General features: G+C 74.3%; 20 protein-coding genes. 14 read left to right on the forward strand and 6 right to left on the reverse strand.

The annotated features are described in order from the left end of the window. Positions 1-25: 25 nt before the first annotated feature. Complete coding sequence (locus JUB12_RS08035) at positions 26-1,999, reverse strand: ABC-F family ATP-binding cassette domain-containing protein (RefSeq protein ID WP_205699095.1); 1,974 nt, start codon at positions 1,997-1,999, stop codon at positions 26-28. A 30-nt stretch (positions 2,000-2,029) separates the two neighbouring features. Beyond that, positions 2,030-2,764 carry an enoyl-CoA hydratase/isomerase family protein gene (locus JUB12_RS08040; protein ID WP_205699096.1) on the reverse strand — a complete coding sequence of 245 codons (735 nt, stop codon included), beginning with the start codon at positions 2,762-2,764 and terminating at the stop codon, positions 2,030-2,032. A 26-nt stretch (positions 2,765-2,790) separates the two neighbouring features. On the opposite strand from JUB12_RS08040, the gene JUB12_RS08045 reads away from it, so the two are divergent. From JUB12_RS08045 to JUB12_RS08060, 4 genes are all read left to right on the forward strand, one after another. After that, positions 2,791-3,060, forward strand: coding sequence for a hypothetical protein (locus tag JUB12_RS08045; protein WP_205699097.1), 270 nt, complete (start codon positions 2,791-2,793; stop codon positions 3,058-3,060). Positions 3,061-3,066: 6 nt separating this feature from the next. Beyond that, positions 3,067-3,837 carry a crotonase/enoyl-CoA hydratase family protein gene (locus tag JUB12_RS08050; RefSeq protein ID WP_205699729.1) on the forward strand — a complete coding sequence of 257 codons (771 nt, stop codon included), beginning with the start codon at positions 3,067-3,069 and terminating at the stop codon, positions 3,835-3,837. A gap of 35 nt (positions 3,838-3,872) precedes the next feature. Continuing rightward, entirely contained in the window at positions 3,873-5,855 is a 1,983-nt protein-coding gene (locus tag JUB12_RS08055) for an SDR family oxidoreductase (protein ID WP_205699098.1), read from the forward strand. Between the two features lie 301 nt (positions 5,856-6,156). Next, entirely contained in the window at positions 6,157-7,077 is a 921-nt protein-coding gene (locus JUB12_RS08060; protein ID WP_205699099.1) for a histone deacetylase, read from the forward strand. Here the strand turns inward: JUB12_RS08060 and JUB12_RS08065 are convergent. Together JUB12_RS08065 and JUB12_RS08070 are read right to left on the reverse strand one after the other, a co-directional pair. Next, complete coding sequence (locus tag JUB12_RS08065) at positions 7,040-7,996, reverse strand: TIGR03557 family F420-dependent LLM class oxidoreductase (RefSeq protein ID WP_205699100.1); 957 nt, start codon at positions 7,994-7,996, stop codon at positions 7,040-7,042. The two genes, JUB12_RS08060 and JUB12_RS08065, sit on opposite strands and share 38 nt — an antisense overlap. Positions 7,997-8,007: 11 nt before the next feature. Further along, positions 8,008-8,856, reverse strand: coding sequence for a nuclear transport factor 2 family protein (locus JUB12_RS08070; protein WP_205699101.1), 849 nt, complete (start codon positions 8,854-8,856; stop codon positions 8,008-8,010). Between the two features lie 26 nt (positions 8,857-8,882). Between JUB12_RS08070 and JUB12_RS08075 the strand changes: the two genes are divergently transcribed. From JUB12_RS08075 to JUB12_RS08115, 9 genes are all read left to right on the forward strand, one after another. Then, the gene (locus tag JUB12_RS08075) at positions 8,883-9,437 is read left to right on the forward strand and encodes an arsinothricin resistance N-acetyltransferase ArsN1 family B (RefSeq protein ID WP_205699102.1); all 555 of its coding nucleotides are present in this window, start codon (positions 8,883-8,885) and stop codon (positions 9,435-9,437) included. 75 nt (positions 9,438-9,512) lie between these two features. Then, positions 9,513-10,910 (forward strand): MlaD family protein, encoded by a 1,398-nt coding sequence (locus JUB12_RS08080; protein ID WP_205699103.1) that lies wholly within the window; start codon positions 9,513-9,515, stop codon positions 10,908-10,910. Beyond that, positions 10,907-12,535, forward strand: coding sequence for an MlaD family protein (locus tag JUB12_RS08085; RefSeq protein WP_205699104.1), 1,629 nt, complete (start codon positions 10,907-10,909; stop codon positions 12,533-12,535). Before JUB12_RS08080 ends, JUB12_RS08085 begins: the two co-directional genes overlap by 4 nt. After that, positions 12,532-14,064, forward strand: a complete 1,533-nt coding sequence (locus JUB12_RS08090) for an MlaD family protein (RefSeq protein WP_205699105.1) — start codon at positions 12,532-12,534, stop codon at positions 14,062-14,064. Before JUB12_RS08085 ends, JUB12_RS08090 begins: the two co-directional genes overlap by 4 nt. Then, on the forward strand, positions 14,064-15,614 hold the full coding sequence (locus tag JUB12_RS08095; RefSeq protein WP_205699106.1) for an MlaD family protein: 1,551 nt from the start codon (positions 14,064-14,066) through the stop codon (positions 15,612-15,614). Before JUB12_RS08090 ends, JUB12_RS08095 begins: the two co-directional genes overlap by 1 nt. Then, entirely contained in the window at positions 15,614-16,984 is a 1,371-nt protein-coding gene (locus JUB12_RS08100; RefSeq protein WP_205699107.1) for an MlaD family protein, read from the forward strand. Before JUB12_RS08095 ends, JUB12_RS08100 begins: the two co-directional genes overlap by 1 nt. Beyond that, complete coding sequence (locus JUB12_RS08105; RefSeq protein WP_205699108.1) at positions 16,984-18,390, forward strand: MlaD family protein; 1,407 nt, start codon at positions 16,984-16,986, stop codon at positions 18,388-18,390. The genes JUB12_RS08100 and JUB12_RS08105 overlap by 1 nt, the downstream gene beginning before the upstream one ends. Positions 18,391-18,403: 13 nt before the next feature. After that, the gene (mdlC, locus tag JUB12_RS08110; RefSeq protein WP_205699109.1) at positions 18,404-20,002 is read left to right on the forward strand and encodes a benzoylformate decarboxylase; all 1,599 of its coding nucleotides are present in this window, start codon (positions 18,404-18,406) and stop codon (positions 20,000-20,002) included. Positions 20,003-20,012: 10 nt separating this feature from the next. Next, a complete protein-coding gene (locus JUB12_RS08115) occupies positions 20,013-21,665 on the forward strand; it encodes an FAD-binding dehydrogenase (protein ID WP_205699110.1) in 1,653 nt (550 codons plus the stop codon). A 104-nt stretch (positions 21,666-21,769) separates the two neighbouring features. Here the strand turns inward: JUB12_RS08115 and JUB12_RS08120 are convergent, their stop codons facing one another. Further along, positions 21,770-22,516: an ABC transporter permease gene (locus tag JUB12_RS08120; RefSeq protein ID WP_205699111.1), complete on the reverse strand. Its 747-nt coding sequence runs from the start codon at positions 22,514-22,516 to the stop codon at positions 21,770-21,772. Next, positions 22,509-23,381: an ABC transporter ATP-binding protein gene (locus JUB12_RS08125; RefSeq protein WP_205699112.1), complete on the reverse strand. Its 873-nt coding sequence runs from the start codon at positions 23,379-23,381 to the stop codon at positions 22,509-22,511. The genes JUB12_RS08120 and JUB12_RS08125 overlap by 8 nt, the downstream gene beginning before the upstream one ends. Before the next feature lie 62 nt (positions 23,382-23,443). Between JUB12_RS08125 and JUB12_RS08130 the strand changes: the two genes are divergently transcribed. Next, a complete protein-coding gene (locus JUB12_RS08130; RefSeq protein ID WP_205699113.1) occupies positions 23,444-24,268 on the forward strand; it encodes a hypothetical protein in 825 nt (274 codons plus the stop codon). Positions 24,269-24,304: the final 36 nt, after the last annotated feature.

Below are 24,304 nucleotides of genomic sequence, written 5' to 3' on the forward strand. Positions count from 1 at the left end.
CAGGTGAAAGCCCTGTGAGCGGCGGTCAGGCCTCGGTGCGCTCGAGGTGCTCCTCGAGCTTGGCGTAGGCGTCCTCCACGGCGCGCTTGGCCGCCGTGTGCCTGGCCTGCGACTTCGCCGTCTCGTACTTCGTCGCCCACGCGGAGGGGTCGGCGAGCTCCTCCTCGACGCGGGCCAGCTCCGCCTCGGCGTGCTCGACGGCGCGCTCGAGCTTCTCGGTCTGCTTCACCGCGTTCTTCGACGGCGCCTTGGCCTTGGGTGCCGCGGCGCCGTTGCCGTTGCCGTTGGCGGTGGGCGCCTCGGCCTTCGCGGGAGCGGGCGTCGCGGCGGGCTTGGGCTTGGGCGCGGCCGGCACGGGCTCGCGGGCCGCCGGGTCCTCCCCCGCGGCCTTGCGCTCCTCGCGCACGCGCCAGTACTCCTGCCAGCCACCCACGTAGGAGCGCAGCTGCCCGCGCTCGACGGCGATGGTGCGCGTGCCGACGGCGTCCAGCAGCGCGCGGTCGTGGGACACCAGCAGCAGCGTGCCGGGGAACGAGCGCAGCGCGTCCTCGAGCGCCTCGCGCGACTCGATGTCGAGGTGGTTGGTCGGCTCGTCGAGGATCAGGACGTTCGCGCCGCTGGCCACGAGGACCGCGAGGCCGAGCCGCCGGCGCTCGCCGCCGCTGAGCGTCTCGAGCTGCTTCTCGGCGTCCTCGCCGCTGAACAGGAAGCGCCCGAGCAGCGCGCGCGCCTCGTTGGGCGTCAGCCCCGTGCGCTTGATCGCCGCCTCGATGACCGTCCGGGCGTTGCCGGCCGCGAGCTCCTCGGCGTGCTGGGAGAGGAAGCCGACCTGGACGTTGTGGCCGATGCGCAGGCGCCCGCCGTCCAGCGGCCGCTCGCCGGCCAGCGCGGTGATGAGCGTGGTCTTGCCCGTGCCGTTGGCGCCGACGAGCGAGACGTGCTCGCCGCGCTCGAGCCACATCTCGGCGTCGTCGAGCAGCACCCGCCGCCGCTCGCCCTCGCCGACCTCGATGCGCCCGTCCTCCAGCTCGAAGATCACGCGGCCCGAGCGCTCGGGCTTCTTGAACTCGAAGCCCATCGTGCGCTGGTCCTTGGGGTCGCGCGAGATCCGCTCGACCTTGTTGAGCGCCTTGACGCGCGACTGCGCCTGGCGGGCCTTCGTCGCCTTGGCCCGGAAGCGCTCGACGAACTTCTCCATGCGCGCGATCTCGGCCTCCTGCTTCTCGATCGCGCGGCCCAGGGCGAGCTCGCGGGCGGCCGACTCCTTGCGCCACTGCGACCACGTGCCCTTGAAGAAGCGGGTGCGGCCCGCCTCGACCTCGAGCACCGAGGTGGCGACGGCCTCGAGGAACCAGCGGTCGTGGGCGACGAGGACGATCGCGCTCTCGAGCCCGTTCAGGGTCTCCTCGAGCCACTCGAGCGACTCGATGTCGAGGTGGTTGGTGGGCTCGTCCAGGAGCAGCAGGTCGGCCTCGGCGGCGAGGGCGCGCGCGAGCGACGCACGCGTGAGCTGGCCGCCGGAGAAGGTCGACAGCTGGCGGTCGAGGTCGGCGTCGGTGAACTGCAGGCCGTGGACGTAGTGCAGGACGCGGTCGCGCCAGCCGTAGCCGCCAACGGCCTCGAAGCGCGCGGTCGTCTCGGCGTAGGCGTCGTAGACCGTCTCGTCGCCCGACGCCATCGCCTCCTCGAGGCGCCGCAGCTCGGCCTCGAGCTCCAGCGGCTCCTGACGGCCGGACAGGACGTAGTCGCGCAGCGTGACGTCCCGCTCGCGCGGCGGGCGCTGGTCGTGCAGGGCGACCCGGACGCCCTTGGTGAAGACGAGCTCGCCGCCGTCGACCGACGTCTCGCCAGCGAGCATCCGCAGCAGCGTCGTCTTGCCCGCGCCGTTGCGCCCCGCGATCGTCATGCGGTCGCGGCGCTCGAGCTTGAACGACACGCCCCGCAGCAGCGGCGTGCCGGACATGTCCTTGGCGAGGTCGGAGGCGATGACGACGGCCATCTCTCCCCCAGGGTAGGTCCCAGGGGCTGGCTACGTCGTCGGCGACGCGCCCTGGGGCAGCCCGGCCCCGTGGGTCTGCCAGTCGACGAGGATCGCGTTCTCGCGCGCGACGCGGTAGGCGGTCCCCTCGTAGTCGCGGAACAGGCCCTTCATGCGCCGCAGTCCCTCGGCGGGGAACTGGGCCATCCCGCGGGCCAGGTCGACGGCGGCGTCCTCGGCCTCGGCGGCGGGGGCGCAGCGGGCCAGGAGGCCGAGCTCGCGCGCGTCGTCCATCCCGAGGACGCGACCGGAGAAGACGAGCTCCTTCGCGCGCGCCAGCCCGACGAGCGGCACGAGCCGCGCGGGCCCGACCGGGACGCCGAGGCGCCCGCCCGGCCACGCGAGCTTGAGGTTGTCGCCGCCGACGCGCAGGTCGCAGCCCGTGGCGAGCTCGGCGCCCGCGCCGACGCAGTTGCCGACCAGCACGGCGATCGTCGGCGCGGGGAACGCCTCGACGGCCGCGTAGAGGCGGGCGAAGGCCTCCATGCGCTCGACGCCCTGCTCCTTGGTGAGCGGCTCGCGCGTGTCGGCGCCGGCGCACAGCGCGGTGACGTCCGTCGTGGAGAACACGAGGGCCCGCAGGCCGTCGTCGGCGGCGAGCCGGTCGAGCGCCTCGAGCAGCTCCGTGAGCATCCTCCGGTCCATGGCGTTGCGCGCCTTCGGGCGGTCGAGGCGCAGCACCGCGATGCCGTCGTCCGGGCGGTCCTCCTGGAGCGTCTGTCCCACGCCCGCGTTCTATACGATGAGCCCCGATGCGCCGCCTGACCTCGTCCCTGGTCCTCACCGTCTCCCTGCTCGCCCTCACGGCCCCTGCGGCGTTCGCCCAGGCCAGCGGCGAGGGGCTCTACGGCGAGACGAACGACAAGGTCGTGACGAACTTCGGGTTCATCGTCATCGCGTTCTTCCCGCTGTTCATCCTGCTGATGAGCCTGCTGCAGTGGCGCCTGGACAAGCGCAAGGACGCCAAGAAGGCCTCGATCAAGGCCCGCGGCGGCGCCCAGCGCTGGTCCGGCGGCTGGTAGGTCGCCCTGTCTGACGAGGTCCGCTACGAGCGCCGCGGCGCGGCGGCGGTCCTCACGATCGACCGCCCCGCGCGCCGCAACGCGGTCGACGGCCCCACGGCCGAGGCGCTCGAGGCCGGCTTCCACCGCTTCGAGGCCGACGACGACGCCCGCGTCCTGGTCCTGACCGGCGCCGGCGGCGTCGCGTTCTGCGCCGGCGCGGACCTCACGGCGATCGCCACGCTGGGTCCCCGGCTCGAGTCCGAGGGCGGGCCGCTGGGCTTCACGCGGCTGACGCCGTCCAAGCCGACGATCGCCGCGATCGACGGCTGGTGCGTCGCCGGCGGCTTCGAGCTGGCGCTGTGGTGCGACCTGCGGCTCGCCAGCGAGACGTCGCGACTGGGCTGCACCGAGCGGCGCTTCGGCGTCCCGCTCGTCGACGGCGGCACCCAGCGGCTGCCGCGGATCGTCGGGCAGGGCCGTGCGCTGGACCTCGTCCTCACCGGGCGGGTCATCGACGCGCGCGAGGCCCACGGCATGGGCCTGCTGACCGAGGTCCTCCCCGAGGGGCGCTCGGTCGTCGACCGGGCGGTCGAGCTCGCCGACGAGCTCGCGGCCTTCCCGCAGGAGACCATGCTCGCCGACCGCGCCGCGCTCCTGGCGAGCTTCGGGCACCCCCTCGAGGAGGGTCTCGCCCTCGAGGCGCGCAGCGGCCCCGCCACGTACCGCGCCGCCCAGCAGGGCGCCGCGCGGTTCGCCGATGGTCAGGGTCGCGGCGCATCGGGTGTCCGCGGGTAGGATCGCCCGCGTTCCCTGGGAGAGAGGATCTGGGCATGACGTACTTCGTCACTGGAGCCACGGGCTTCATCGGGCGGCACCTGGTCGAGGAGCTGCTGCGCAACCGCGAGGGTGAGGTCTTCGCCCTGGTCCGCGAGGGCTCGCGCCAGCGCCTGGAGGCGCTGATCGCCCAGTGGCCGGAGGGCCACCGCGTCACGCCGGTCGTGGGCGACCTGGCCGAGCCGGACCTCGGGGTCGACCCGGGCTGGATCGACGCGCACAAGGGCAAGGTCGAGCACCTCTTCCACCTGGCGGCGATCTACGACCTCACGGCGGGCGACGAGGTCAACGAGCGCATGAACGTCACGGGGACCAAGAACGCGGTCTCCCTGGCCAACCACCTCGACGTCGGCCACTTCCACCACACGAGCTCCGTCGCGGTCGCGGGCCACTTCAAGGGCCTGTTCCGCGAGGACTTCTTCGACGAGGGCCAGAAGCTCCCGACGCCCTACCACCGCACGAAGTTCGAGTCCGAGAAGCTCGTGCGCGACCACGCGCGGGTGCCGTGGCGCGTCTTCCGTCCCGCGATCGTCGTCGGCCACTCCCAGACCGGCGAGATGGACAAGATCGACGGGCCCTACTACCTCTTCAAGCTCATCCAGAAGCTGCGGGCGATGCTGCCCGAGTGGGCGCCGCTGATCGGCCCCGAGCTGGGCTACACGAACATCGTCCCGGTCGACTTCGTCGCCAAGGCGATGGACCACATCGCCCACCTGCCCGACCTCGACGGCCGCGCGTTCCACCTCACGCACCCGAAGGGCCAGCGCTCGGGCGACGTGCTCAACGCGTTCTCGAAGGCCGCGCACGCGCCGCAGCTGGCGATGCGCGTCGACAAGCGCCTGATCGACGCCCTGCCCAAGGGCACGATCTCGATGCTCATGAAGCTCCCGGCGGCGCAGGGCGTGCGCAACTCGCTGCTGGCCGACTTCGGGATCCCGCACCAGATCCTCGGCGAGGTCTCGTTCAAGTGCCAGTTCGACACGCGTGACACCGAGCGCGCGCTCGAGGGCAGCGGCATCGAGGTCCCCGAGCTCGACACCTACGCCTACCGGCTGTGGGACTTCTGGGAGCGCGAGCTCGACCCGGACCTCTTCAAGGACCGCTCGTTCGAGGGCGCCATCAACGGCAAGACCGTCGTCATCACGGGCGCGTCGTCGGGCATCGGCCAGGCGGCGGCGCACAAGATCGCGGCGGCCGGCGGCATCCCGCTGCTCGTCGCCCGTTCGATGGACAAGCTCGAGGAGACCAAGGCGGAGATCGAGGCCCGCGGCGGGACGGCGTACTGCTGCTCCGCGGACCTCACCGACCTCGACTCGATCCAGGACCTCGTCGACCGCATGCTCGCCGACCACCCGGCGATCGACATGCTCGTCAACAACGCGGGGCGCTCCATCCGGCGGTCGATCGTCCTGAGCCTCGACCGCTTCCACGACTTCGAGCGCACGATGCAGCTCAACTACTTCGGGACGATCAAGCTCGTCATGGGGCTGCTGCCGCACATGCGCGAGCGCGGGTCGGGCCACGTGGTGAACGTCAGCTCGATCGGCGTGCAGACCTCGCCGCCGCGCTTCAGCGCCTACGTGGCGTCCAAGGCGGCGCTCGACGCGTGGACGAAGGTCGTCTCCTCGGAGGTCGTCGGCGACGGCATCACGTTCACGACGATCCACATGCCGCTCGTGCGCACGCCGATGATCGCGCCGACGAAGATCTACGACTCGTTCCCGACGATCACGCCCGACGAGGCGGCCGACCTCGTGTGCGAGGCGCTGCGGGCCAAGCCCAAGCAGATCAACACGCGGCTGGGGACGTTCGGCGAGGTCGCCTACGCGCTGGCGCCCAAGGCGGTCGACCAGATCCTGCACATGGCCTACAAGGTCTTCCCGGACTCGGCGGCGGCCAAGGGCAAGAAGGACCCGAGCGAGAAGGCCTCCATGGAGCAGATCGCCATGGCCAACCTCATGAAGGGCGTGCACTGGTAGGCGCCTGAGGCGGTGCGACGGGGTCTGACCCCGAGCATGCGACAAGCCCTGGCACCCATGCGACGGGGTCTGACCCCGAGCACGCGACAGGCCCTGGCACCGGTGCGACGGGCCCTGGCACCGATGCGACGGGGTCTGACCCCGAGCATGCGACAGGCCCTGGCACCGATGCGACGGGGTCTGACCCCGAGCATGCGACGGGGTCTGACCCCGAGCGTGCGACGGGGTCTGACCCCGAGCGTGCGACGGGGTCTGACCCCGTCGGGGTGGGCCGGGGCGTGGAGGGGGACGTACCGCCTACGTGAGGCTGTGGTCGCACGACCGGTGGACGTTCCCGCTGCCCGAGGGGCACCGGTACCCGCTGGCGAAGTACCGGCTGATCCGCGAGTGGGCGCAGGCGCGGGGGCACGAGGTCGCCGAGCCCGAGCCGATCGCCTGGGACGCGCTGACGGCGGTGCACGACGCGGCGTTCGTGGCCCGCATGCGCGACGGGACGCTGGACCGCCGCGAGGAGAGGGTGCTCGGCCTGCCGTGGTCGCCGGAGCTCGTGCACCGCGCGCGGATCGGGACGCAGGGCACCGTCGAGGCGGCACGGGACACGCTGCGCCTGGGGGCGGGGATGGTCCTCGGCGGCGGGACCCACCACGCGGGACGCTCGTCCTCGCGCGGCTACTGCGTCTTCAACGACGTGGCGGTGGCGACCCACGCGTTGCGCTTCGAGGGCCTCGCCCGGCGGGTGCTCGTCGTCGACGTCGACGTCCACCAGGGCGACGGGACCGCCGAGCTCCTCGGACCCGACCCGGACGCCTTCACGCTCAGCGTCCAGTGCGAGCGCAACTACCCCTTCACCCGCATCCCCTCCGACCTCGACGTCGAGCTGCCGCGCGGCACCGGCGACGACCTCTACCTCGGCGCCCTCGACGGCGCCCTCACCCAGGCGCTCGAGGCCTTCCCGCAGCCCGACCTCGCCTTCCTCCTCGCCGGCGCCGACCCGTACGAGGGCGACGCGCTCGGCCGCCTGTCGCTCACCAAGGACGGGCTGCGCGACCGCGACGCGCTCGTCGTCGGCCGCCTCCGTGCCGCCGGGATCCCCGTCTGCGCGACCCTCGCCGGCGGCTACGCGCCCGACGTCGACGACATCGTCGACATCCACGCGCAGACCGTCGACGTCGTCGCCCGGGCGCTCACAGCCGCGGCTCGACCTCCGACTTCCAGAACCTGAAGAAGCCGTCGTCGTCGTCGCCGATCTGGCTGACGTAGACCTCGTCGAACCCGGCCTGCTCGAACTGGCGGACCTGCTCGACGTAGCGCTCCGGGTCGGGGCCGCAGACCACCGACTCGGCGACCATCTCCTCGGTCACCGGCTCGCAGGCCTCCTCGAAGTTCGTCGGCATCGGCAGGAGCTGGGCGAGCTCGCCCGCCAGGCCCTCGTTGGGCCAGATCCGGTGGGCGATCCGTCTCGCCTCCGCCTCGTCCTCGTGGTAGACGCACTTGAACCCGCCGTGGACGGTGCCCGTGCCGCCCTCGTCGCGGAACTGGCGCACGCCGTCGGCGTCGGGCTGGACGGTCATGAACCCGTCGCCGATCTGCGCCGCCCGCGAGATCGCCTTGGGCCCGAAGCCCGAGACGTGGATCGGGGGCGCCTCGTCCGGGATCGAGAAGAGCCGCGCGCGGTCCACGGTGTAGAAGGTCCCGTCGTGGTTGACCACCTCGCCGGTCCACAACGCGCGGATGATCGCCACCGCCTCCTCGAGCATGTCCAGGCGCGTCGAGACGTCGGGCCACGGGTCGCCGAGGATGTGCTCGTTGAGCGCCTCGCCGGTGCCCACGCCCAGGCCGAAGCGCCCGGGGCCGAACATCGTCGCGGTCGTCGCCGCGGCCTGGGCGATGATCGCCGGGTGGATGCGGACGGTCGGCGCCGTCACGGCGGTGTGGACCCGCAGCTTCGACGTCACGGACGCGATCCCGCCGAGCACCGACCAGACGAAGGGCGACTGGCCCTGGCTGTGGGTCCAGGGGTGGAAGTGGTCGGAGATCCAGGCGCTCTCGAACCCGGCCGCCTCCGCCTTGCGCGCGGACTCGACGAGGAACGAGGCGCCGTGCTCCTCCGCGGAGAGGAAGACGCCGATCTTGGGGGCCATGGGCCATGGCCCTACCCGGCGGTCGCGACGCTGACCGCCCGCGCGAGGAGCTCCTGCGCCTTGCCGGTCATGCGCACGAGCCCGTAGGCGTCGAGCGCGGCGCGCGGCAGGTCGGTCGCCCCGGCGGCGTGCAGCCGGCGCACCAGCTCGGCGAGCTCCGACGGCGGCACCTCGTCCAGGGCGCGCGGCCCGAGCTCGCGCAGGCGCACCGGCGCGGCGCCCGCCGGACGCAGCACCTCGACGCCGTCGTCGTCGACCATCTCGATCGCGCCGGCGTTGCGCAGCCGGTGCGCGGCGCCCGACAGCGGCGCGCGGGCGATCGACGTCAGCGCCTTGCCGCCGCTGGCCCGCACGACCTGGCGGTAGGCGTAGTCGGCGAGCACCGGGCCCTCCGTCGCCACGACCTCCAGCAGGACCGGCCCGAGGACCTCGCGTCCCGCCGAGCGCACGTCGGGCACGGGACGCAGTGGCCACGGCGCGTAGGGCTCGAGGTCGACGGTGACCGCGGTGCGCCCGCCGCGCCCCTGGCCCGAGGCCGACGGGAACGGCGCGGTGGTCCACCGCCAGATGCGCTCGCCCCGCAGGACGAACGTCCCGTGGATCCGGACCTCCTGGCCGCCGAGCTCGAGCTGGGCGTGGAAGACGACCGTGTCCTGCGCCTCGTGCGCGCCGCCGAGCTCGACGAGCCGGGGCGCCTGCGCGACCCACGCCGCCAGGTGGTCGCGCACCGCGGCACGCCCCTCGCCGGCCCCGTCGAGGCGCACGAGCACGGCGTCCTCGTGGAAGAGCCCGGCCAGGCCCTCGACGTCGCCGGCCCCCGCGAGCCGGAAGAAGCGGTCCAGCACCTCTCGTGCGCCCATCGCGGGCATCTTGGCAAGCTGCAGGCGTGGCCCGGCTCGCCGACCCGACTCGCGATGCGGCCGCCTGCGCGGCGGCCTACGCCCCGCACGTCGCCGTGGGCGCCGCGTCGTTCGAGGAGACCCCGCCCGACGCCGAGGCGATCGCGGGCCGGATGCGCCGCGTCCTCGAGCGCTTCCCGTGGCTGGTCGCCGAGCGCGACGGCGAGGTCGCCGGCTACGCCTACGCCGGCCCGCACCGCGACCGCGCCGCGTACCGCTGGGCGGTCGACGTCGCCGTCTACGTCCACGAGGCCCACCAGCGCCAGGGGGTCGGCCGCGAGCTCTACGGCGACCTGCTGCCCCTCCTCGCGCGCCAGGGGTTCACCCAGGCGCTCGCCGGCATCACCGTCCCCAACGCCGCCAGCGTCGCCCTCCACGAGGCCTTCGGCTTCCAGCTCGTCGGGGTCTACCGCGACATCGGCTTCAAGGCCGGCGCCTGGCGCGACGTGGGCTGGTGGCAGCTCGCCCTGCGTCCCGGCGAGCAGGGCGACCGCCCCGCCGAGCCCGTGCCCCTGCCGCAGCTCGATCCACCGGTCTCCTGACCCAGCGGCGCGGCCCGCCGCGCACTCCGGTACGGTCGCGTTCGCCCGACTGGGGAGTCGGGCGAAGGGGACTCGGTGCGGCAGGAGAGCGAGCACAGCGACGGGGGTCGTGGGCGCCTGGGGGCGTCGCTGGTCGTGCTGCTCGCGGTCGCCGCGGCGGCCGTCGCGCTCCTGCGCGGCAGCGACAGCTACGAGGTCACCGCCCGCTTCGACGCCGCGACCGCGCTCGTGCCCGGCAACCTCGTCCAGGCCGGTGGCCGCAAGGTCGGCACGGTCAAGGAGATCCGGCTCTCGGACCGGGGGCAGGCCGACGTCGAGCTGCAGATCGACGAGGAGGACCTGGCGCCGCTGCCGGAGGGCACGCGCGCGAGCATCCGCCTCGCCTCCCTCTCGGGCCAGGCCAACCGCTACATCGACCTGCGCCTGCCCGTGCAGCAGGCCGGCCGCAGCCCGCCCGCCATCCCGGACGGCGGGCTCATCGACGCCGGCGCGACCTCCTCGGCCGTCGACGTCGACACGTTCTTCTCCCTGTTCGACGAGCGCACCCGCAAGGGCCTGCGCGACGTGGTCCGGGGCAACGGCCGGATCTACGCCGGCAGCGAGGAGGAGGCCAACGCGGGCTTCGAGGCGCTCAACCCCTCGCTCGTCGCCGGCCAGCGGCTCTTCGCCGAGCTCAACCGCGCCTCCGCGCTGCTCGAGCGCTTCGTCGTGTCCTCGTCGCGCCTGGTGACCGACCTGGCCGACCGTGACGAGTCGCTCTCCGGCCTCGTCGACCGCCTCGCCACCGCCACCGGCGCCATCGCCGCCGAGGAGGGCTCGCTCTCGCGCGCCGTGGGGACGCTGCCGCCGTTCCTGCGCCGGGCCAACACGACCTTCGCGAACCTCCGCTCGACGCTCGACGACGTCGCCCCGCTGGTCGAGGAGACCAAGCCCGTCGCGCCGCGGCTGCGCAAGGTCCTCGCCGAGCTGCGCCCGTTCGCGCGCGACGCCGTCCCGACCGTCCGCGACCTCGCCGCCCTCGCGGGCCGCCCGGGCGCCGACAACGACCTGCTCGACCTCGCCAAGCGCGTGCCGGCGCTCCACGACGTCGCCGTCGAGACGCGCGAGCGCAACGGGGAGCAGCGCGCGGGCGCGCTGCCGACGGGCACGACGTCGCTGCGCGGCCAGACGCCGCAGCTGGCGTTCCTGCGGCCCTACAGCGTCGACCTCACCGGCTGGTTCGACGACTTCGGCCACTCCGGCGCCTACGACGCCAACGGCAACTTCAACCGCAGCGCGATCTCCGTCAGCGCCTTCTCGCTCGTCGACGGCCTGCTGCGTCCCGTGCCGCCCGAGCTGCGCCAGCAGCTCTTCGACTCCGTCGTCGCCGTCGGGCAGAACAACCGCTGCCCGGGCTCCATCGAGCGCGGCGCGCTGTGGAAGCCCTCGCCGGACTTCAACTGCGACGAGACGCAGGGACCGGTGGGCCCGTGAGGCGCCTGGCGGGACCCCTCCTGCTCGTGGTCGCCCTCGCGGCGCTCTGGGCCGCCCTGTCGGGCGCCGGCGGCGAGGAGCGCGAGGGCCGGGTCCGCTACACGGTCGAGCTCGACAACGCCTTCGGGCTGATCGAGGGCGCCGACGTGAAGATCGCCGGCGTCCGCGCCGGGCGCATCTCGAAGCTGCGCCTCGACCGGAGCGACATGCGCGCCCTCGTCGACGTCGAGGTCGACCGCAAGGGCTTCGGCGACCTGCGCAAGGACGCGTTCTGCCAGACGCGACCGCAGTCGCTCATCGGCGAGTACTTCGTCGACTGCCGGCCCGGCACGTCGGCCCAGCGGCTGCCCGAGGGCGGGCTCGTGCCAGTGAGCCAGACCGGTTCGACGATCCCGGTCGACCTCGTCAACAACATCATGCGCCGCCCCTACCGCGAGCGCATGTCGATCATCCTCGGCGAGCTCGGCGCCGGCCTGGCCGCCCGCGGTGGCGACCTCAACGAGACGATCAAGCGCGCGAGCCCGGCCCTCCGGGAGACCGACCGCGTCCTGGCCGTCCTGCGCCGGCAGCGGGCGACGATCCGCGACCTCTACCGCGACGCCGACACCGTCCTGGGCGAGCTGGCCGAGGGCCGCGAGGACGTGACGCGCTTCGTCGCCGAGGCGCGCGACACGGCACGCGTCGGCGCCGGGCGCCCGGCCGCGCTGCGCCGCCAGCTGCGGGCGCTGCCCCGCTTCCTGGCCGAGGCGACGCAGACGATGCCGCTGCTGGAGGCCTCCGCCGACCGCCAGGGCAAGGCGCTCACGACGCTGCGCTCCAACGCGACGCTCCTGCGCGGCTTCCTCGACCGGCTCGGGCCGTTCGCGGAGGCCTCGCGCCCCGCCGTCCGGACGCTCGCCGCCGCGACGCAGCGGGGCACGCCGGCGGTCGAGGCGCTGCGCCCCCGGCTCGTCGAGCTCACGAAGCCCGCCAGGGACCTGCCCGAGCTCGCCCAGAACGCGGCGATCGTCCTCGAGCACCTCGACGACCGGAGGTTCGCCGTCGAGCAGGACCCGGCGAGCCCGGGCGGCGCCGGCTTCACCGGCCTCGAGGCCCTCCTGCGCTACGTCTTCAACCAGAGCCAGGGCATCAACCTCACCGACGGGCGCAACTACATCCTCAAGATCGCGCTCTTCCTCGACGCGGGCTGCCTCTTCGTCAAGGACGCCGACAAGGCCAAGGCGCCGGCCAACCAGCGCTGCGCCGCGCTGCTGGGCCCGAGCCGCCCGGGGGTCAGCACCCCCGACCCGACGAAGACCGCCACGCCGGCCATGCGGCGCGGCACGGCCGAGACGCCCGCGCGCGACGACGCCGTCGCCCCGCGCGACACCGACACCGCCGCGCCCGTCGCCCCGACGACGCCGTCCGCGCCCGGCGCCGCGCCGCAGGCCCCAGCGCCCGAGCAGCCCAAGGGCCTCATCCCGGGCGTCCAGCAGCTGCTCGACGGCCTGCTCGGCCCCGGCACCGACCAGCGCCAGCCGGGGCTCCTGCCCGGCCTGCTGGGCGGCGGCAAGGCGCAGGGCCCGAGCCGGCAGCCGTCCCAGCGGGGCACCGACGCCCTCCTCGACCTCCTCCTGGGCCCGTGATCCGCCGCCCCGCCAGCTCCATCGTCGCCAACCCGGTCCTCGTGGGCGCGGTGACGACGCTCGTCGTCGTCGTGGCGGTGTTCCTGAGCTACAGCGCCAACAAGGGCCTGCCGTTCGTCCCGACGACGGAGCTGCGCTTCCTCGTGGACAACGGCGCGAACCTCCTGCCGGGCAACGAGGTCCGCGAGGGCGGCTACCGCATCGGCCTCGTCACCGAGATGGAGCCCGCGCGGCTGCCGGACGGGCAGATCGGCGCCGAGGTGCGGCTCAAGCTCGACGAGGGCTCGGGCCCGATCCCCGTCGACTCGACCTTCAGCCTGCGCCCCCGCTCCGTGCTCGGCCTGAAGTACGTCGAGCTCACCCGCGGCCGCTCGGCGCGGACGTTCGCCGACGGCGACACCGTCCCCGCCCGGCAGGCGCGCTTCCCCGTCGAGCTCGCGGACCTGTACGAGGTCTACGACGAGCGCACGCGCACCGGGTCCCGCCGCGGCCTCCAGGGCTTCGGCGACGCGCTCACGGGCCGCGGCGCCTCGCTCAACCTCGCCATCCAGGACGCGCCCCGGCTGCTCGGCCACCTCGAGCCGGTCGCCCGCTCCCTCGCCGCCCCCGGCACGCAGCTCGGCCGCCTGTTCGAGGAGCTCGGCGACGCTGCGCGCACGGTCGCCCCGGTCGCCCGGCGCTACCGCCACCAGTTCGAGGCCGCCGGCGACGTCTTCGAGGCCTGGTCGCGCTCCCCCGAGGCGCTGGCGGCGACGATCGACAAGTCGGGCCCGACCTACGAGGTGGCCGCGAGCTCGCTGCGCCGCCAGCGCCCGTTCCTCACGCGCTTCGCCCGCTTCTCGGGCGCCGTGCAGGAGGCCGCCGCGACCCTGCCGCGCACGCTGCCCCGGATCATCCCGGCGCTCGAGACCGGCACCCGGGTCCAGCGCCGCGCCCCGCAGCTCAACGAGCCGCTGCGCGAGACGCTCAGCGCCGTCGACCGGCTGTCCCGCGACCCGGTGACGAGCGTCGCCTTCCGCGGCCTGGCCGACACGACGCGGATCCTCAACCCGGTCCTGCGCTTCGTCGGGCCGTACATCACGGTCTGCAACTACTTCAACTACGCGTGGACGCACGCGGGCGAGCACATCTCCGAGCCCGACCCGACCGGCACCTCGCAGCGCGTCCTGCTCATGCAGGCCTCGCGCACGGTCAACCCGACGGCGACGTCGCTGGGCTCGCTCGGCACGCTGTCCAACAACAAGCCGGCCAACAACGAGCCGGTCCTCACGGGCGTGCCGTACGCGATCCACTCGCAGCCCTACCCCGCCGCGATCACCACCGACGGCAGGGCCGACTGCGAGGGCGGCCAGCGCGGCTACCTCGAGCGCGTCATGCGCTACGGCGCCGCGGACCGCAAGGGCGCGGTCGACCCGCGCACGCCGGGCGTCCAGGGCCCCACCTTCACCGGCCGTCCCGAGGTCCCGCAGGGCCAGACCTTCACCCGCACGCCGCAGTTCGGCCCGAAGGTCCCGGAGGAACTCGACTGATGCGGCGCGTGCGTGACCGCGGCATGTCGCCCTTCGCAGCGGGGCTGCTGACCCTCGTCCTCGCGGCGGTCGTCGGCTACTTCGGCTACACGAAGGCCAACCCGCTGGCCAACCCCTTCGAGCTGCGCGCCGCCATGCGCGACGCCGGCGGCGTGAAGGCCGGCGCGCCGGTGCGCGTCGCGGGCGTGGACGTCGGCAAGGTGGCCTCCGTCGAGCCCGCCGGCGACGGCTCGAAGGGCGCGACGGTCGTCCTGGAGCTCCAGGACAAGGGGCTCCCGGTCCACCGCGACGCGACGCTCAAGGTCCGCCCCCGCATCTTCCTCGAGGGCAACACGTTCGTCGACCTGCGCCCCGGCTCGCCCTCGGCACCGCACCTGTCCGACGGCGCGACGCTGCCCGTCGGCCAGACCGCCGCGCCGGTGAGCTTCGGCCAGGTCCTCGACACGCTGCAGCGCGACACGCGCGAGGACCTGCGGCTGCTGCTCCAGGAGCTGGGCGACGCCTACAGCGAGGGCGGCGCCGACGCGGCCAACCGCGCGATCCGCTGGTGGTCGCCCGCCTTCCGCGGCACCGCCGTGGTCAACGAGGCGACGCTCGGCGAGCGCCCGCGCGACCTCAGCGGCTACGTCGCCGGCGCCGGCGAGGTCGCCCGCGCGCTGGACCGCGACCCCGAGGCGCTCAAGGGCCTGGTCGACGACCTCGCGACGACCGCCGACGCGCTCGCCGACCAGGAGTCGCGGCTGCAGCGCGGCATCGGCCTGCTCGACGACACGCTCATCACCGGCCGCGACGCGCTCGGCGAGCTCAACGGCGCGCTGCCGCCGCTGCGGCGCCTCGTCGCCGAGCTGCGCCCCGCCGCCCGCGCCGCCAGGCCCGCGCTCGACGCCCAGCTGCCGCTCGTGCGCGAGCTGCGCGCGCTCACCGCGCCGAAGGAGCTGCGCGGCCTGGTGCGCGAGCTGCGCCCGGTCGTCCCGGACCTCGCCGAGCTCAACGAGGGCGGCGTGGAGCTCCAGGAGCAGGCGCGGCTGCTGGGCTCCTGCCAGAACGAGGTCGTCCTGCCCACGACGAGCTCGACGATCCAGGACCCGTTCGTCCCGGCCAAGGGCAAGGTCTTCCAGGAGGCCGTCAAGTGGCTGCCGGGCGTCGCCGGCGAGAGCCGCTCCTTCGACGGCAACGGCCAGTACATCAAGACCGTCGCGCAGACCCTGAACTACGCGTACCTGCTGGGCAACGGCCGGCTGTTCGGCACGAGCGTGCCGCTGCAGGGCGTCAACCCGCCGCCGCAGCGCATGTCGCCGCTGCGCCCCGACGTCCCCTGTGAGACCCAGGAGGCGCCGGACCTGCGCACGGACCCCGCCGACCCGCCGACGCCGATCAAGGTCGACCACACCTCCAAGGCCGCGGTGGCCCGCGCCGAGGTCGCCACCAAGCGCACGGTGGACTGGCTGCGCAACCGCCTCAAGCTCGACGGCCTCGACCGGCGCTTCCGCGTCTCGGTCAAGCCGCTGGTCGAGCGCGACCTGCAGGGCGTCCTGCGGAGGAGGCCCTGATGGCCCGCCTGCTCGCCCGCCGCGGCAAGGACCTCGCGGCCGTCGTCGGCCTGCTGGGCGTCGCGCTGGCCATCGGCCTGTTCATCGTCCAGGAGCAGCGCCTGCGCGTGCCGTTGCTCGAGGAGCAGCCGTTCGTCGTCAAGGCCGAGTTCCCGACCGCGCAGGCCGTCGTGCCCGGCCAGGGCCAGACCGTCCGCGTCGCGGGCGTGCGCGTCGGCGACATCCGGTCCACGAGCGTCGAGGACGGGCGCGCCGTCATCACGATGGAGCTCGACCAGGAGTTCCGCGACCTCGTGCGCGAGGACGCGTCGGCGTTCCTGCGCCCGCGCACCGGCCTGAAGGACATGTTCGTGGAGCTCGACCCCGGCACGAAGGCCGCGAAGGTCGCCGACGAGGGCTGGACGCTGCCGATCTCCTCGACGCTGCCCGACGTCAACCCCGACGAGGTCCTCGCCGGCCTCGACGCCGACGTGCGCGACCACCTCAAGCTCCTGGTCAACGGCGCCGGCCAGGGGCTCGAGGGCCGCGCCGACGACCTGCGCGACGTCCTCAAGCGCTTCGAGCCGACCTACCGCGACCTGGCGCTCGTCACCGGCGAGGTCAGCAAGCGCCGCGCGGAGCTCAAGCGGCTCATCCGCTCGCTGAACCTCCTGAACACCGAGCTGGCCTCCAAGGACGAGGACCTCGCCGAGCTCGTCGCCTCCTCCTCGAAGGTCTTCCGCCAGTTCGCCGCGGAGCGCGACAGCGTCGAGGGCATCGCCCGGGAGCTGCCGGGGGCGCTGGAGCGCACGCGCTCCGCGATGTCGGAGGTCCGCGACCTCGCGCGCGTCCTGCGCCCGGCCGCCGACGAGCTGCGCCCCGTCGCGCGCTCGCTGCGCGGCGCCAACGAGGCGGTGCGGCCGTTCGCCAAGGAGGCCGCGCCGTTGCTGCGCGAGCAGGTCCGCCCCTTCGTGCGCGCCGCCCGGCCGACGGTCCGCACCCTGCGGCCCGTGGCCGACGGCCTGGCCAAGGGCGAACCCGGCCTCACCCGCTCGTTCAAGGTCCTCAACCACCTCTTCAACATGCTGGGCAGCAACCCGGAGGGCCGCGAGGACCCGGCCAAGCGCGGCCGCGACGAGGGGTTCCTCTTCGCGCTGGCCTGGCTCGGCCACCAGTCGGTCAACCTCTTCGCCAACGCCGACGCGCACGGCCCGATGCGCGCCATCACGCTCGGCGGCACGTGCCAGACCATCCTCGGCACGGTCCAGGCCGTCCCGCAGATCGAGCAGCTGCTCGGGCTCTCCGGCGTCCTGACCGACACGCGCCTGTGCGGCGGGATCGACCTGGACCAGCGCGTCACGCGCACGTCCGTCTCGGGGAAGGGCCGGTAGTGCAGAAGCAGGCTCCCACCCTCGGCCGGCTCGCCGCGATGGTCGTCTTCGCGCTGTCGTGCTTCGGCCTGCTGCTGTTCCTGTGGCTGAGCTTCGGCGGCGCGACGCCGCTCAAGCCCAAGGGCTACCGCGTGGAGGCGGCGTTCGCGGAGGCCACGCAGCTCGGCGTCGAGGCCGACGTCCGGGTGGCCGGCGTGACCGTCGGCAAGGTGCGCGAGAAGCGCCGCGACGACGTCGACCGCAACCGGACGATCGCGACGCTCGAGCTGGACCCGCGCTACGCGCCCGTGCCGCGTGACGCCCGCGCGATCCTGCGCCAGAAGACGCTGCTGGGCGAGACGTACGTCGAGCTCGCGCTCGGCGACGCCGACGGGCCGGCGCTGCCCGAGGGCGGCCGGCTCGCCGACCGCCGGGTGCAGGACACCGTCGAGCTCGACGAGATCCTCGACACCTTCGACCCCTACACGCGCCAGGCGCTGCGCACGTGGCAGCGCTCGGCCGGCGACGCGATCGACCGGCGCGGCGGCGACGTCAACGACGCGCTGGGCACGCTGCCGGGCTTCGTGGAGGACGGCGGCGACCTCCTGGGGGTGCTCGACCGCCAGCGCGCGGCGCTGCGCGGCCTGGTGCGCAACACGGGGGTCGTCTTCCAGGCGCTCACCAAGCGCGAGGGCCAGCTGCAGTCGCTCATCCGCAACGGCGACACCGTCTTCAGCGCGATCCAGCGCCAGCGCGAGGACTGGGCGCAGACGTTCAAGGTCCTGCCGACGTTCCTCGACGAGTCGCGTGCGACGTTCCGGCGCATGGACCGCTTCGCGCAGGACACCGACCCGCTGCTCGTCGACCTCGAGCCGGCGGTCCGCGACCTCGGGCCGACGCTCGAGTCCGTCGGCGACCTCGCGCCGGACCTGCGCCGGCTCTTCCAGCGGATGAGCCCGCTCATCACCGCCTCGCGCCGGTCGCTGCCGGACACGACCGAGGTGCTCGACGGCCTGCGCCCGTTCCTCGGCGAGCTCGGCCCGTGGCTCGGCCAGCTCAACCCGATCCTCGACTGGGTCGGCGTCCACGAGCACACGCTCACCGACATGCTCTCCCACCTCGGCGTCGCCACCGCCGCGCGGACGCAGAGCAGCGTCAAGGGCGCGCCCGGCCACTACCTGCGCCAGATCGGGCCGATCGGCACGGAGACCATCGCGATGTGGCCGCGGCGGCTACCGACGAACCGCGGCAACGCGTACCCGAACCCCCTGGCCTTCCTGGGTGACGAGTACACCGACAACGGCTCCGAGGCGTGGGACTGCAAGAACGCGTCGTCGAACTGCCGCGAGGCCAAGCCGTTCAGCTTCGACGGCCGGCTGGACAAGCTCCCGAAGGTCCAGGCGCGGCCCTACACCACCGGCGGCTGAGAGGCTTCCGCGCATGACGACGGTCCGCGAGGCGACGTTCGACCTCCTGCGCGAGCGGGGGATCACCACGGTCTTCGGCAACCCCGGCTCGACGGAGCTGCCGATGCTCGCCGACTTCCCGGCGGACTTCCGCTACGTCCTCGGCCTCCAGGAGGCGGTCGTCGTCGGCATGGCCGACGGCTTCGCGCAGGCGTCACGCTCGGTGGCCCACGTCAACCTCCACACCGCGCCCGGCGTGGGCAACGCCATGGGGGCGATCTTCAACGCCCAGGCCAACAAGTCCCCGCTGCTCATCACCGCCGGCCAGCAGGTCCGCGCGCATGTGACGATGCACGCCAACCTCTCCAACCGCGACGCGACGCGGGTGCCGCACCCGTACGTCAAGTGGAGCCACGAGCCGCTGCGCGCCCAGGAGGTGCCGGCGGCGATCGCGGGCGCGATCCACCGCGCGTCGCTGCCGCCCCAGGGCCCCGCCTTCGTGTCGATCCCGATGGACGACTGGGGCGCCGAGGTCGAGGAGGCCGACACGCGGCTCGTGCTGGCGCGGACCGTCATGGGCCGCGCGGGGGCCGACCCCGCCGTCGTCGCCGAGCTGGCCCGCGCGCTCGAGGACGCGTCCAACCCGGTGCTCGTCGCGGGCCAGGACGTCGACCCGTCGGGCGCCTGGGACGCCGTGGTCGCGCTGGCCGAGCGCCAGCGCCTGCCGGTCTGGGCCGCGCCCGCCACCGGGGGTGGCCGGCTGGGCTTCCCGGAGGGCCACCCGCAGTTCCGCGGCGTGCTGCCGCCGGCGATCGGGCCGATCGGCCAGACGCTCGAGGGCCACGACCTCGTCCTCGTCGTCGGCTCGTCGGTCTTCGCCTACTACCCCTACATCGCGGGGCCGGCGATCCCGGCGGGCGCCCGGCTCGTGGCGATCACGAACGACCCGGACGAGGCGGCCCGTGCCCCCGCGGGCGACGCGGTCGTCGCCGACGTCCGGCTCACCGTCGAGGCGCTGCTCGGCGCCGTCGGGGAGACGTCGCGGACGATGCCCGAGCCGCTGGCCGACCTCCCGCCGGTCGAGGAGTCCGACCCGCTCAGCCCCGGCGCGGTCCACGCGACGCTGCGCGAGGCCCTGCCCGACGACGGCATCGTCGTCCTCGAGTCGCCCACGAGCACGCTGGCGCTGCGCAACCGCCTGCGCATCTCGCGGCCGGGCTCGTACTTCTTCTGCGCGGGCGGCGGCCTGGGCTACGGCCTGGCGGCGGGCATCGGGGTGCAGCTGGCCCAGCCGTCGCGGCCGGTGGTGTGCGTCCTCGGCGAGGGCTCGGCGCAGTACGCGATCAGCGGCCTGTGGACCGCGGCCGCCTACGACGTGCCCGTGACGTTCCTCGTCCTGCGCAACGAGGAGTACGGGATCCTGAAGTGGTTCGCCGCGGCCGAGCAGGTCAGCGGCGCGCCGGGCCTGGACCTGCCGGCGCTCGAGAGCGCGGCCATCGCCCAGGGCTACGGCGTGCCGGCGCAGCGGGTGCGCTCGCGCGACGCCCTGCGCGCCGCGCTGGACGACGCCGTCGCCGCGAGCGGGCCGCGGCTGGTCGAGGTCGACGTGGCGCCGGGCATGGCGCTCTTCTAGAGAGGGACTGATGGACGCTGACGTGATCGTCGTCGGCGGCGGGCTCGCGGGCCTCGTCGCCACCGCGGAGCTGGCCGACGCCGGCCGCAAGGTCCTGCTGCTCGACCAGGAGCCCGAGGCGTGCCTCGGCGGCCAGGCGTTCTGGTCCCTGGGCGGGCTGATGTTCGTCGACAGCCCCGAGCAGCGACGCATGCGCGTCAAGGACTCCTACGAGCTCGCGCTGCAGGACTGGATGGGCACGGCGGGCTTCGACCGTCCCGAGGACGAGTGGCCGCGCAGGTGGGCCGAGGCCTACGTCGGCTTCTGCGCCGGGGAGAAGCGCGCGTGGCTGCACGACCAGGGCATGCGCTGGCTGCCCAACCCGGGCTGGCCCGAGCGCGGCGGCGGCCACGCCGACGGCCACGGCAACTCCGTCCCGCGCTTCCACATCACCTGGGGCACGGGGCCGGGCGTCGTCGAGCCCTTCGAGCGGCGGGTGCGCGAGGCGGTGCGCAAGGGCCTCGTGGAGCTGCGCTTCCGCCATCGCGCGGATGAGCTCGTGGTCAGCGACGGGGCGGTCACCGGCGTGCGCGGCGCGATCCTCGAGCCGTGCACCACCGGCCGCGGGCAGGAGAGCACGCGCGGCGTCGTCGGCGACTTCGAGGTCGGCGCCCAGGCCGTGCTCGTCACCACGGGAGGCATCGGCGGCAACCACGAGCTGGTCCGCGCCAAGTGGCCCGCGCGCCTCGGCCCGCCGCCCAAGCACATGATCTCCGGCGTCCCGGCCCACGTCGACGGGCGGATGCTCGAGATCGCCAAGACCGCGGGCGCCCACGAGATCAACGCCGACCGCATGTGGCACTACGTCGAGGGGATCCACAACTGGGACCCCATCTGGCCCATGCACGCGATCCGGATCATCCCCGGGCCGTCGTCCATGTGGTTCGACGCGCTGGGCCGCCGCCTCCCCGCGCCGCTCTTCCCCGGCTTCGACACCCTCGCGACGCTCGCCCACCTGCAGCAGACGGGCCACGACCACTCGTGGTTCGTCCTGACCCAGAAGGTCATCGAGAAGGAGTTCGCGCTCTCAGGCTCCGAGCAGAACCCCGACACGACCTCGAAGAGCGTCAGGGCCGTGCTGCGCGAGCGCCTGGGCAGCGGCCCGCCCAGCCCCGTCCAGGCGTTCATGGACCACGGCGAGGACTTCATCGTCCGCAAGACGCTCCCCGAGCTCGTCCAGGGCATGAACGCGCTCGTGGGCGAGGACCTCATCGACCTCGCGTCGCTCGAGGCGCAGGTCGTCGCCCGCGACCGCCAGATCGACAACCCCTACGCCAAGGACGCGCAGGTCACCGCGATCCACGGCGCCCGCGCGTACTTCGCCGACAAGGTCACCCGCGTCGCCGCGCCCCACCGCCTCCTGGACCCCGAGGCGGGCCCGCTCATCGCCGTCCGCCTGTCGATCCTCACGCGCAAGTCGCTGGGCGGCCTGCAGACCGACCTCGAGGCCCGCGTCCTGCAGCCCTCCGGCGCGCCCCTGCCGGGCCTGTACGCCGCGGGTGAGGTCGCCGGCTTCGGCGGCGGCGGGATGCACGGCTACCGCGCGCTCGAGGGCACCTTCCTGGGCGGCTGCCTCTTCAGCGGCCGGACGGCGGGACGGGCGATGGCGCGCGCCGTGGCCTAGCGCCCGACGTCGCCGATCATCGAGTGGCGGATCGTCCGTCCTGAGAGCGGAGGATCCGCCGATCGATGGCGCTCGCGCGGGGCGGGGCGCGACGCGGCGCGCAGCTACCGCCGCGACTCCCACCGGAACCCGCGCACCGCGAGCACCACACCCGCCGCGCCCCACAGGGCCACGAACGCCAGGTCGCCCAGGTGGTCGCCCAGCGGCGCGCCGGAGACCATGGCGGCGCTGAGGCCGTCGATGAGGTGGGTGAGCGGGAGGGCCTCGGCGACGTCGCGCAGCAGCTGGGGCGCCTCGTCGGCGTCGTAGAAGACCCCGGAGATGAAGATGACCGGCAGGAACACGATGTTCGTGTAGGCCGGGGCGGCGTCGAAGTTCGGGATGAGGTGGCTCATCGCCACGCCGAGCGCCGCGAACGTCACGACGCCGACGACCGCGAAGACGAGGACCGCGGCGGGCTCCGGGGGCCAGTCGACGCCGAAGAGCAGCTTGCCCGCGACGACGACGAGCGCGAGCTGGATCGCCGCGTTGGTGACCGCGTTGCCGAAGAGGCCGACGAGGTAGGCGCCCGTCGGCAGCGGCGTGCCGCGCATGCGCTTGAGCACGCCCTGCTCGCGCAGGAACGTGAGGTTCATCGCCAGCGCGTTGAACGTCGTGGTCATGACGCTCATGCCGGCGATGCCCGGGACGATGACGTCGAGGTCCTCCTGCGAGCCGTTGAAGATCGCCCCGAAGAGGAGCAGGAACAGCATCGGCAGCAGGAAGTTGAAGAACGCCGCGCTCGGGTTGCGCCAGAACATCCGGCGCTCGAGGCGGTACTGGCGCCAGGCCAGGGCGGCGGCGTCAGCCACGCGCGCTCGCCTCCTCCGGCGTCGCGGTGAGCTCGAGGTAGACGTCCTCGAGCGTCGGGCGGGTCACCGACAGGTCGCGCAGCGGCACGCCGCGGGCGAGCGCCGCGCTCGTGAGCTGGTGCAGGAGCGCCGTGGGGTCCTCGGTCTCGCGGGCCTGGAGCTCGCCGGCCTCGTCGCGCCAGCACACCGTGTAGCGCGAGGCGCCCGTGCCCAGCTCGGCGGGCGGGCCCTCGGCGAGGATCGCGCCGTCCTTGACGATCGCCACGCGGTCGCACAGGGCCTGGGCCTCGTCGAGGTAGTGCGTCGTGAGCAGGACGGTCTTGCCGAGCTCCTGCAGCGAGCGCACGACCTCCCACGCCGCGCGGCGCGCCTCGGGGTCGAAGCCGGTGGTCGGCTCGTCGAGGAAGATCAGGTCCGGGTCGCCCACGAGCGCCAGGGCGAAGTCCAGCCGGCGCAGCTGGCCGCCGGACAGCTCGCGCGCCTTCGCGTCGGCCTTCTCCTCGAGCCCGGCGAGCTCCAGCACCTCGTGGACGCTGCGCGGCCGCGGGTACAGGCCGGCCCAGTGCGTGAGCGCCTCGCGGACGGTGATGTGGCGGTACATCCCGCACGACTGCAGGACGATCCCGACCCGCTCGCGCAGGGCGCGCGGCCGCCGCCCGGGGTCGAGGCCGAAGACCGAGACGATCCCGCTGTCGCGCTCGCGGTGGCCCTCGAGCACCTCGACGGTCGTCGTCTTGCCGGCGCCGTTGGGGCCGAGCAGCCCGAAGACCTCGCCGTGGGCCACCTCGAACGACAGCCCGCGCACGGCTTCGACGCCGCCGTAGGCCTTGCGCAGGTCGCGCACGAGGATGGCGGGGACGGACACCGCCCTGCATCCTGGCAACTCCGGGGGCGAGACGGCGCGCGGACTGGCAGGATCGTCGGGGCATGGTCGTCGCCTGCGTCGACGTCGGCTCGAACACCACGCGCCTGCTGGTGGCCGAGCCGGGACCCGGCGCCACGGTGCGGCCGGTCCTGGAGCGCCGGGCGTTCAACGACCCGGCCACGCCCGAGCACGTCGCCGCGCAGGTGACCGCCCAGCGCGAGGCGGCCCGCGCCGCGGGCGCGCAGCGCATCCGCATCGTCGGGACCGCGCTCCTGCGCGCCCGCGAGGACCTGCGCGCCGCGCTCGAGCCCCTCGGCGTCGAGGTCCTCCCCGCTGCCGAGGAGGCGCGGCTGGCCTTCGCCGGCGCCACCCAGGAGCGGCTGCCAGGCGAGCCGGTGGCCGTCGTCGACGTCGGCGGCGGCTCGACCGAGGTCGCCGTGGGCGCCGCGGGGACCGGCGTCGCGTGGTGGGCCTCGACCCCTCTCGGCTCCCGCAACCTCAGCGAGGGCTGCGACTTCGGCGACCCGCCCACCGCCGGCCAGCTCGCCGAGGCGTCGGCCCGCGCCGCCCGCGCCCTGGCGGGGCTGGCCTGCCCGCACCGCCCCCCGCTCGTGCTCGCCGCGGGCGGCTCGGCGACGACGACCGCCCGGCTGCTCGGGACCGACCTGCACCGCGAGGCGCTCGACACCGCGCTCGAGCGCCTGTGCGGCGCGCCCGCCGCCGCCGTGGCCCGCCGCCACCGGCTCGACCCGCGCCGCGCGCGGATCCTCCCGGCCGGCCTCGTGCTGCTGCGCGCCGCCGGCGAGCAGCTCGGCGCACCGCTGCGCCTCGGGGCCGGCGGCCTGCGCGAAGGCGTCGCGCTGGACCTCATGGGCGCCATCGGGTAGACCCGCCCCGATGGGCCTGTTGACACCGCCTTCACA

The organism is Conexibacter sp. SYSU D00693, from assembly GCF_017084525.1.
GTDB lineage: Bacteria > Actinomycetota > Thermoleophilia > Solirubrobacterales > Solirubrobacteraceae > Baekduia.

Excerpts from the sequence above, each read along its gene's own strand:
- JUB12_RS08130 (WP_205699113.1), top strand. The coding sequence starts at position 23,444 with ATGGTCGTCGCCTGCGTCGACGTCGGCTCGAACACCACGCGCCTGCTG.
- JUB12_RS08065 (WP_205699100.1), bottom strand. The coding sequence starts at position 7,996 with ATGGCCCCCAAGATCGGCGTCTTCCTCTCCGCGGAGGAGCACGGCGCC.
- JUB12_RS08095 (WP_205699106.1), top strand. The coding sequence starts at position 14,064 with ATGCGGCGCGTGCGTGACCGCGGCATGTCGCCCTTCGCAGCGGGGCTG.
- JUB12_RS08100 (WP_205699107.1), top strand. The coding sequence starts at position 15,614 with ATGGCCCGCCTGCTCGCCCGCCGCGGCAAGGACCTCGCGGCCGTCGTC.
- JUB12_RS08045 (WP_205699097.1), top strand. The coding sequence starts at position 2,791 with ATGCGCCGCCTGACCTCGTCCCTGGTCCTCACCGTCTCCCTGCTCGCC.
- JUB12_RS08070 (WP_205699101.1), bottom strand. The coding sequence starts at position 8,856 with ATGGGCGCACGAGAGGTGCTGGACCGCTTCTTCCGGCTCGCGGGGGCC.
- mdlC (WP_205699109.1), top strand. The coding sequence starts at position 18,404 with ATGACGACGGTCCGCGAGGCGACGTTCGACCTCCTGCGCGAGCGGGGG.
- JUB12_RS08115 (WP_205699110.1), top strand. The coding sequence starts at position 20,013 with ATGGACGCTGACGTGATCGTCGTCGGCGGCGGGCTCGCGGGCCTCGTC.
- JUB12_RS08055 (WP_205699098.1), top strand. The coding sequence starts at position 3,873 with ATGACGTACTTCGTCACTGGAGCCACGGGCTTCATCGGGCGGCACCTG.
- JUB12_RS08035 (WP_205699095.1), bottom strand. The coding sequence starts at position 1,999 with ATGGCCGTCGTCATCGCCTCCGACCTCGCCAAGGACATGTCCGGCACG.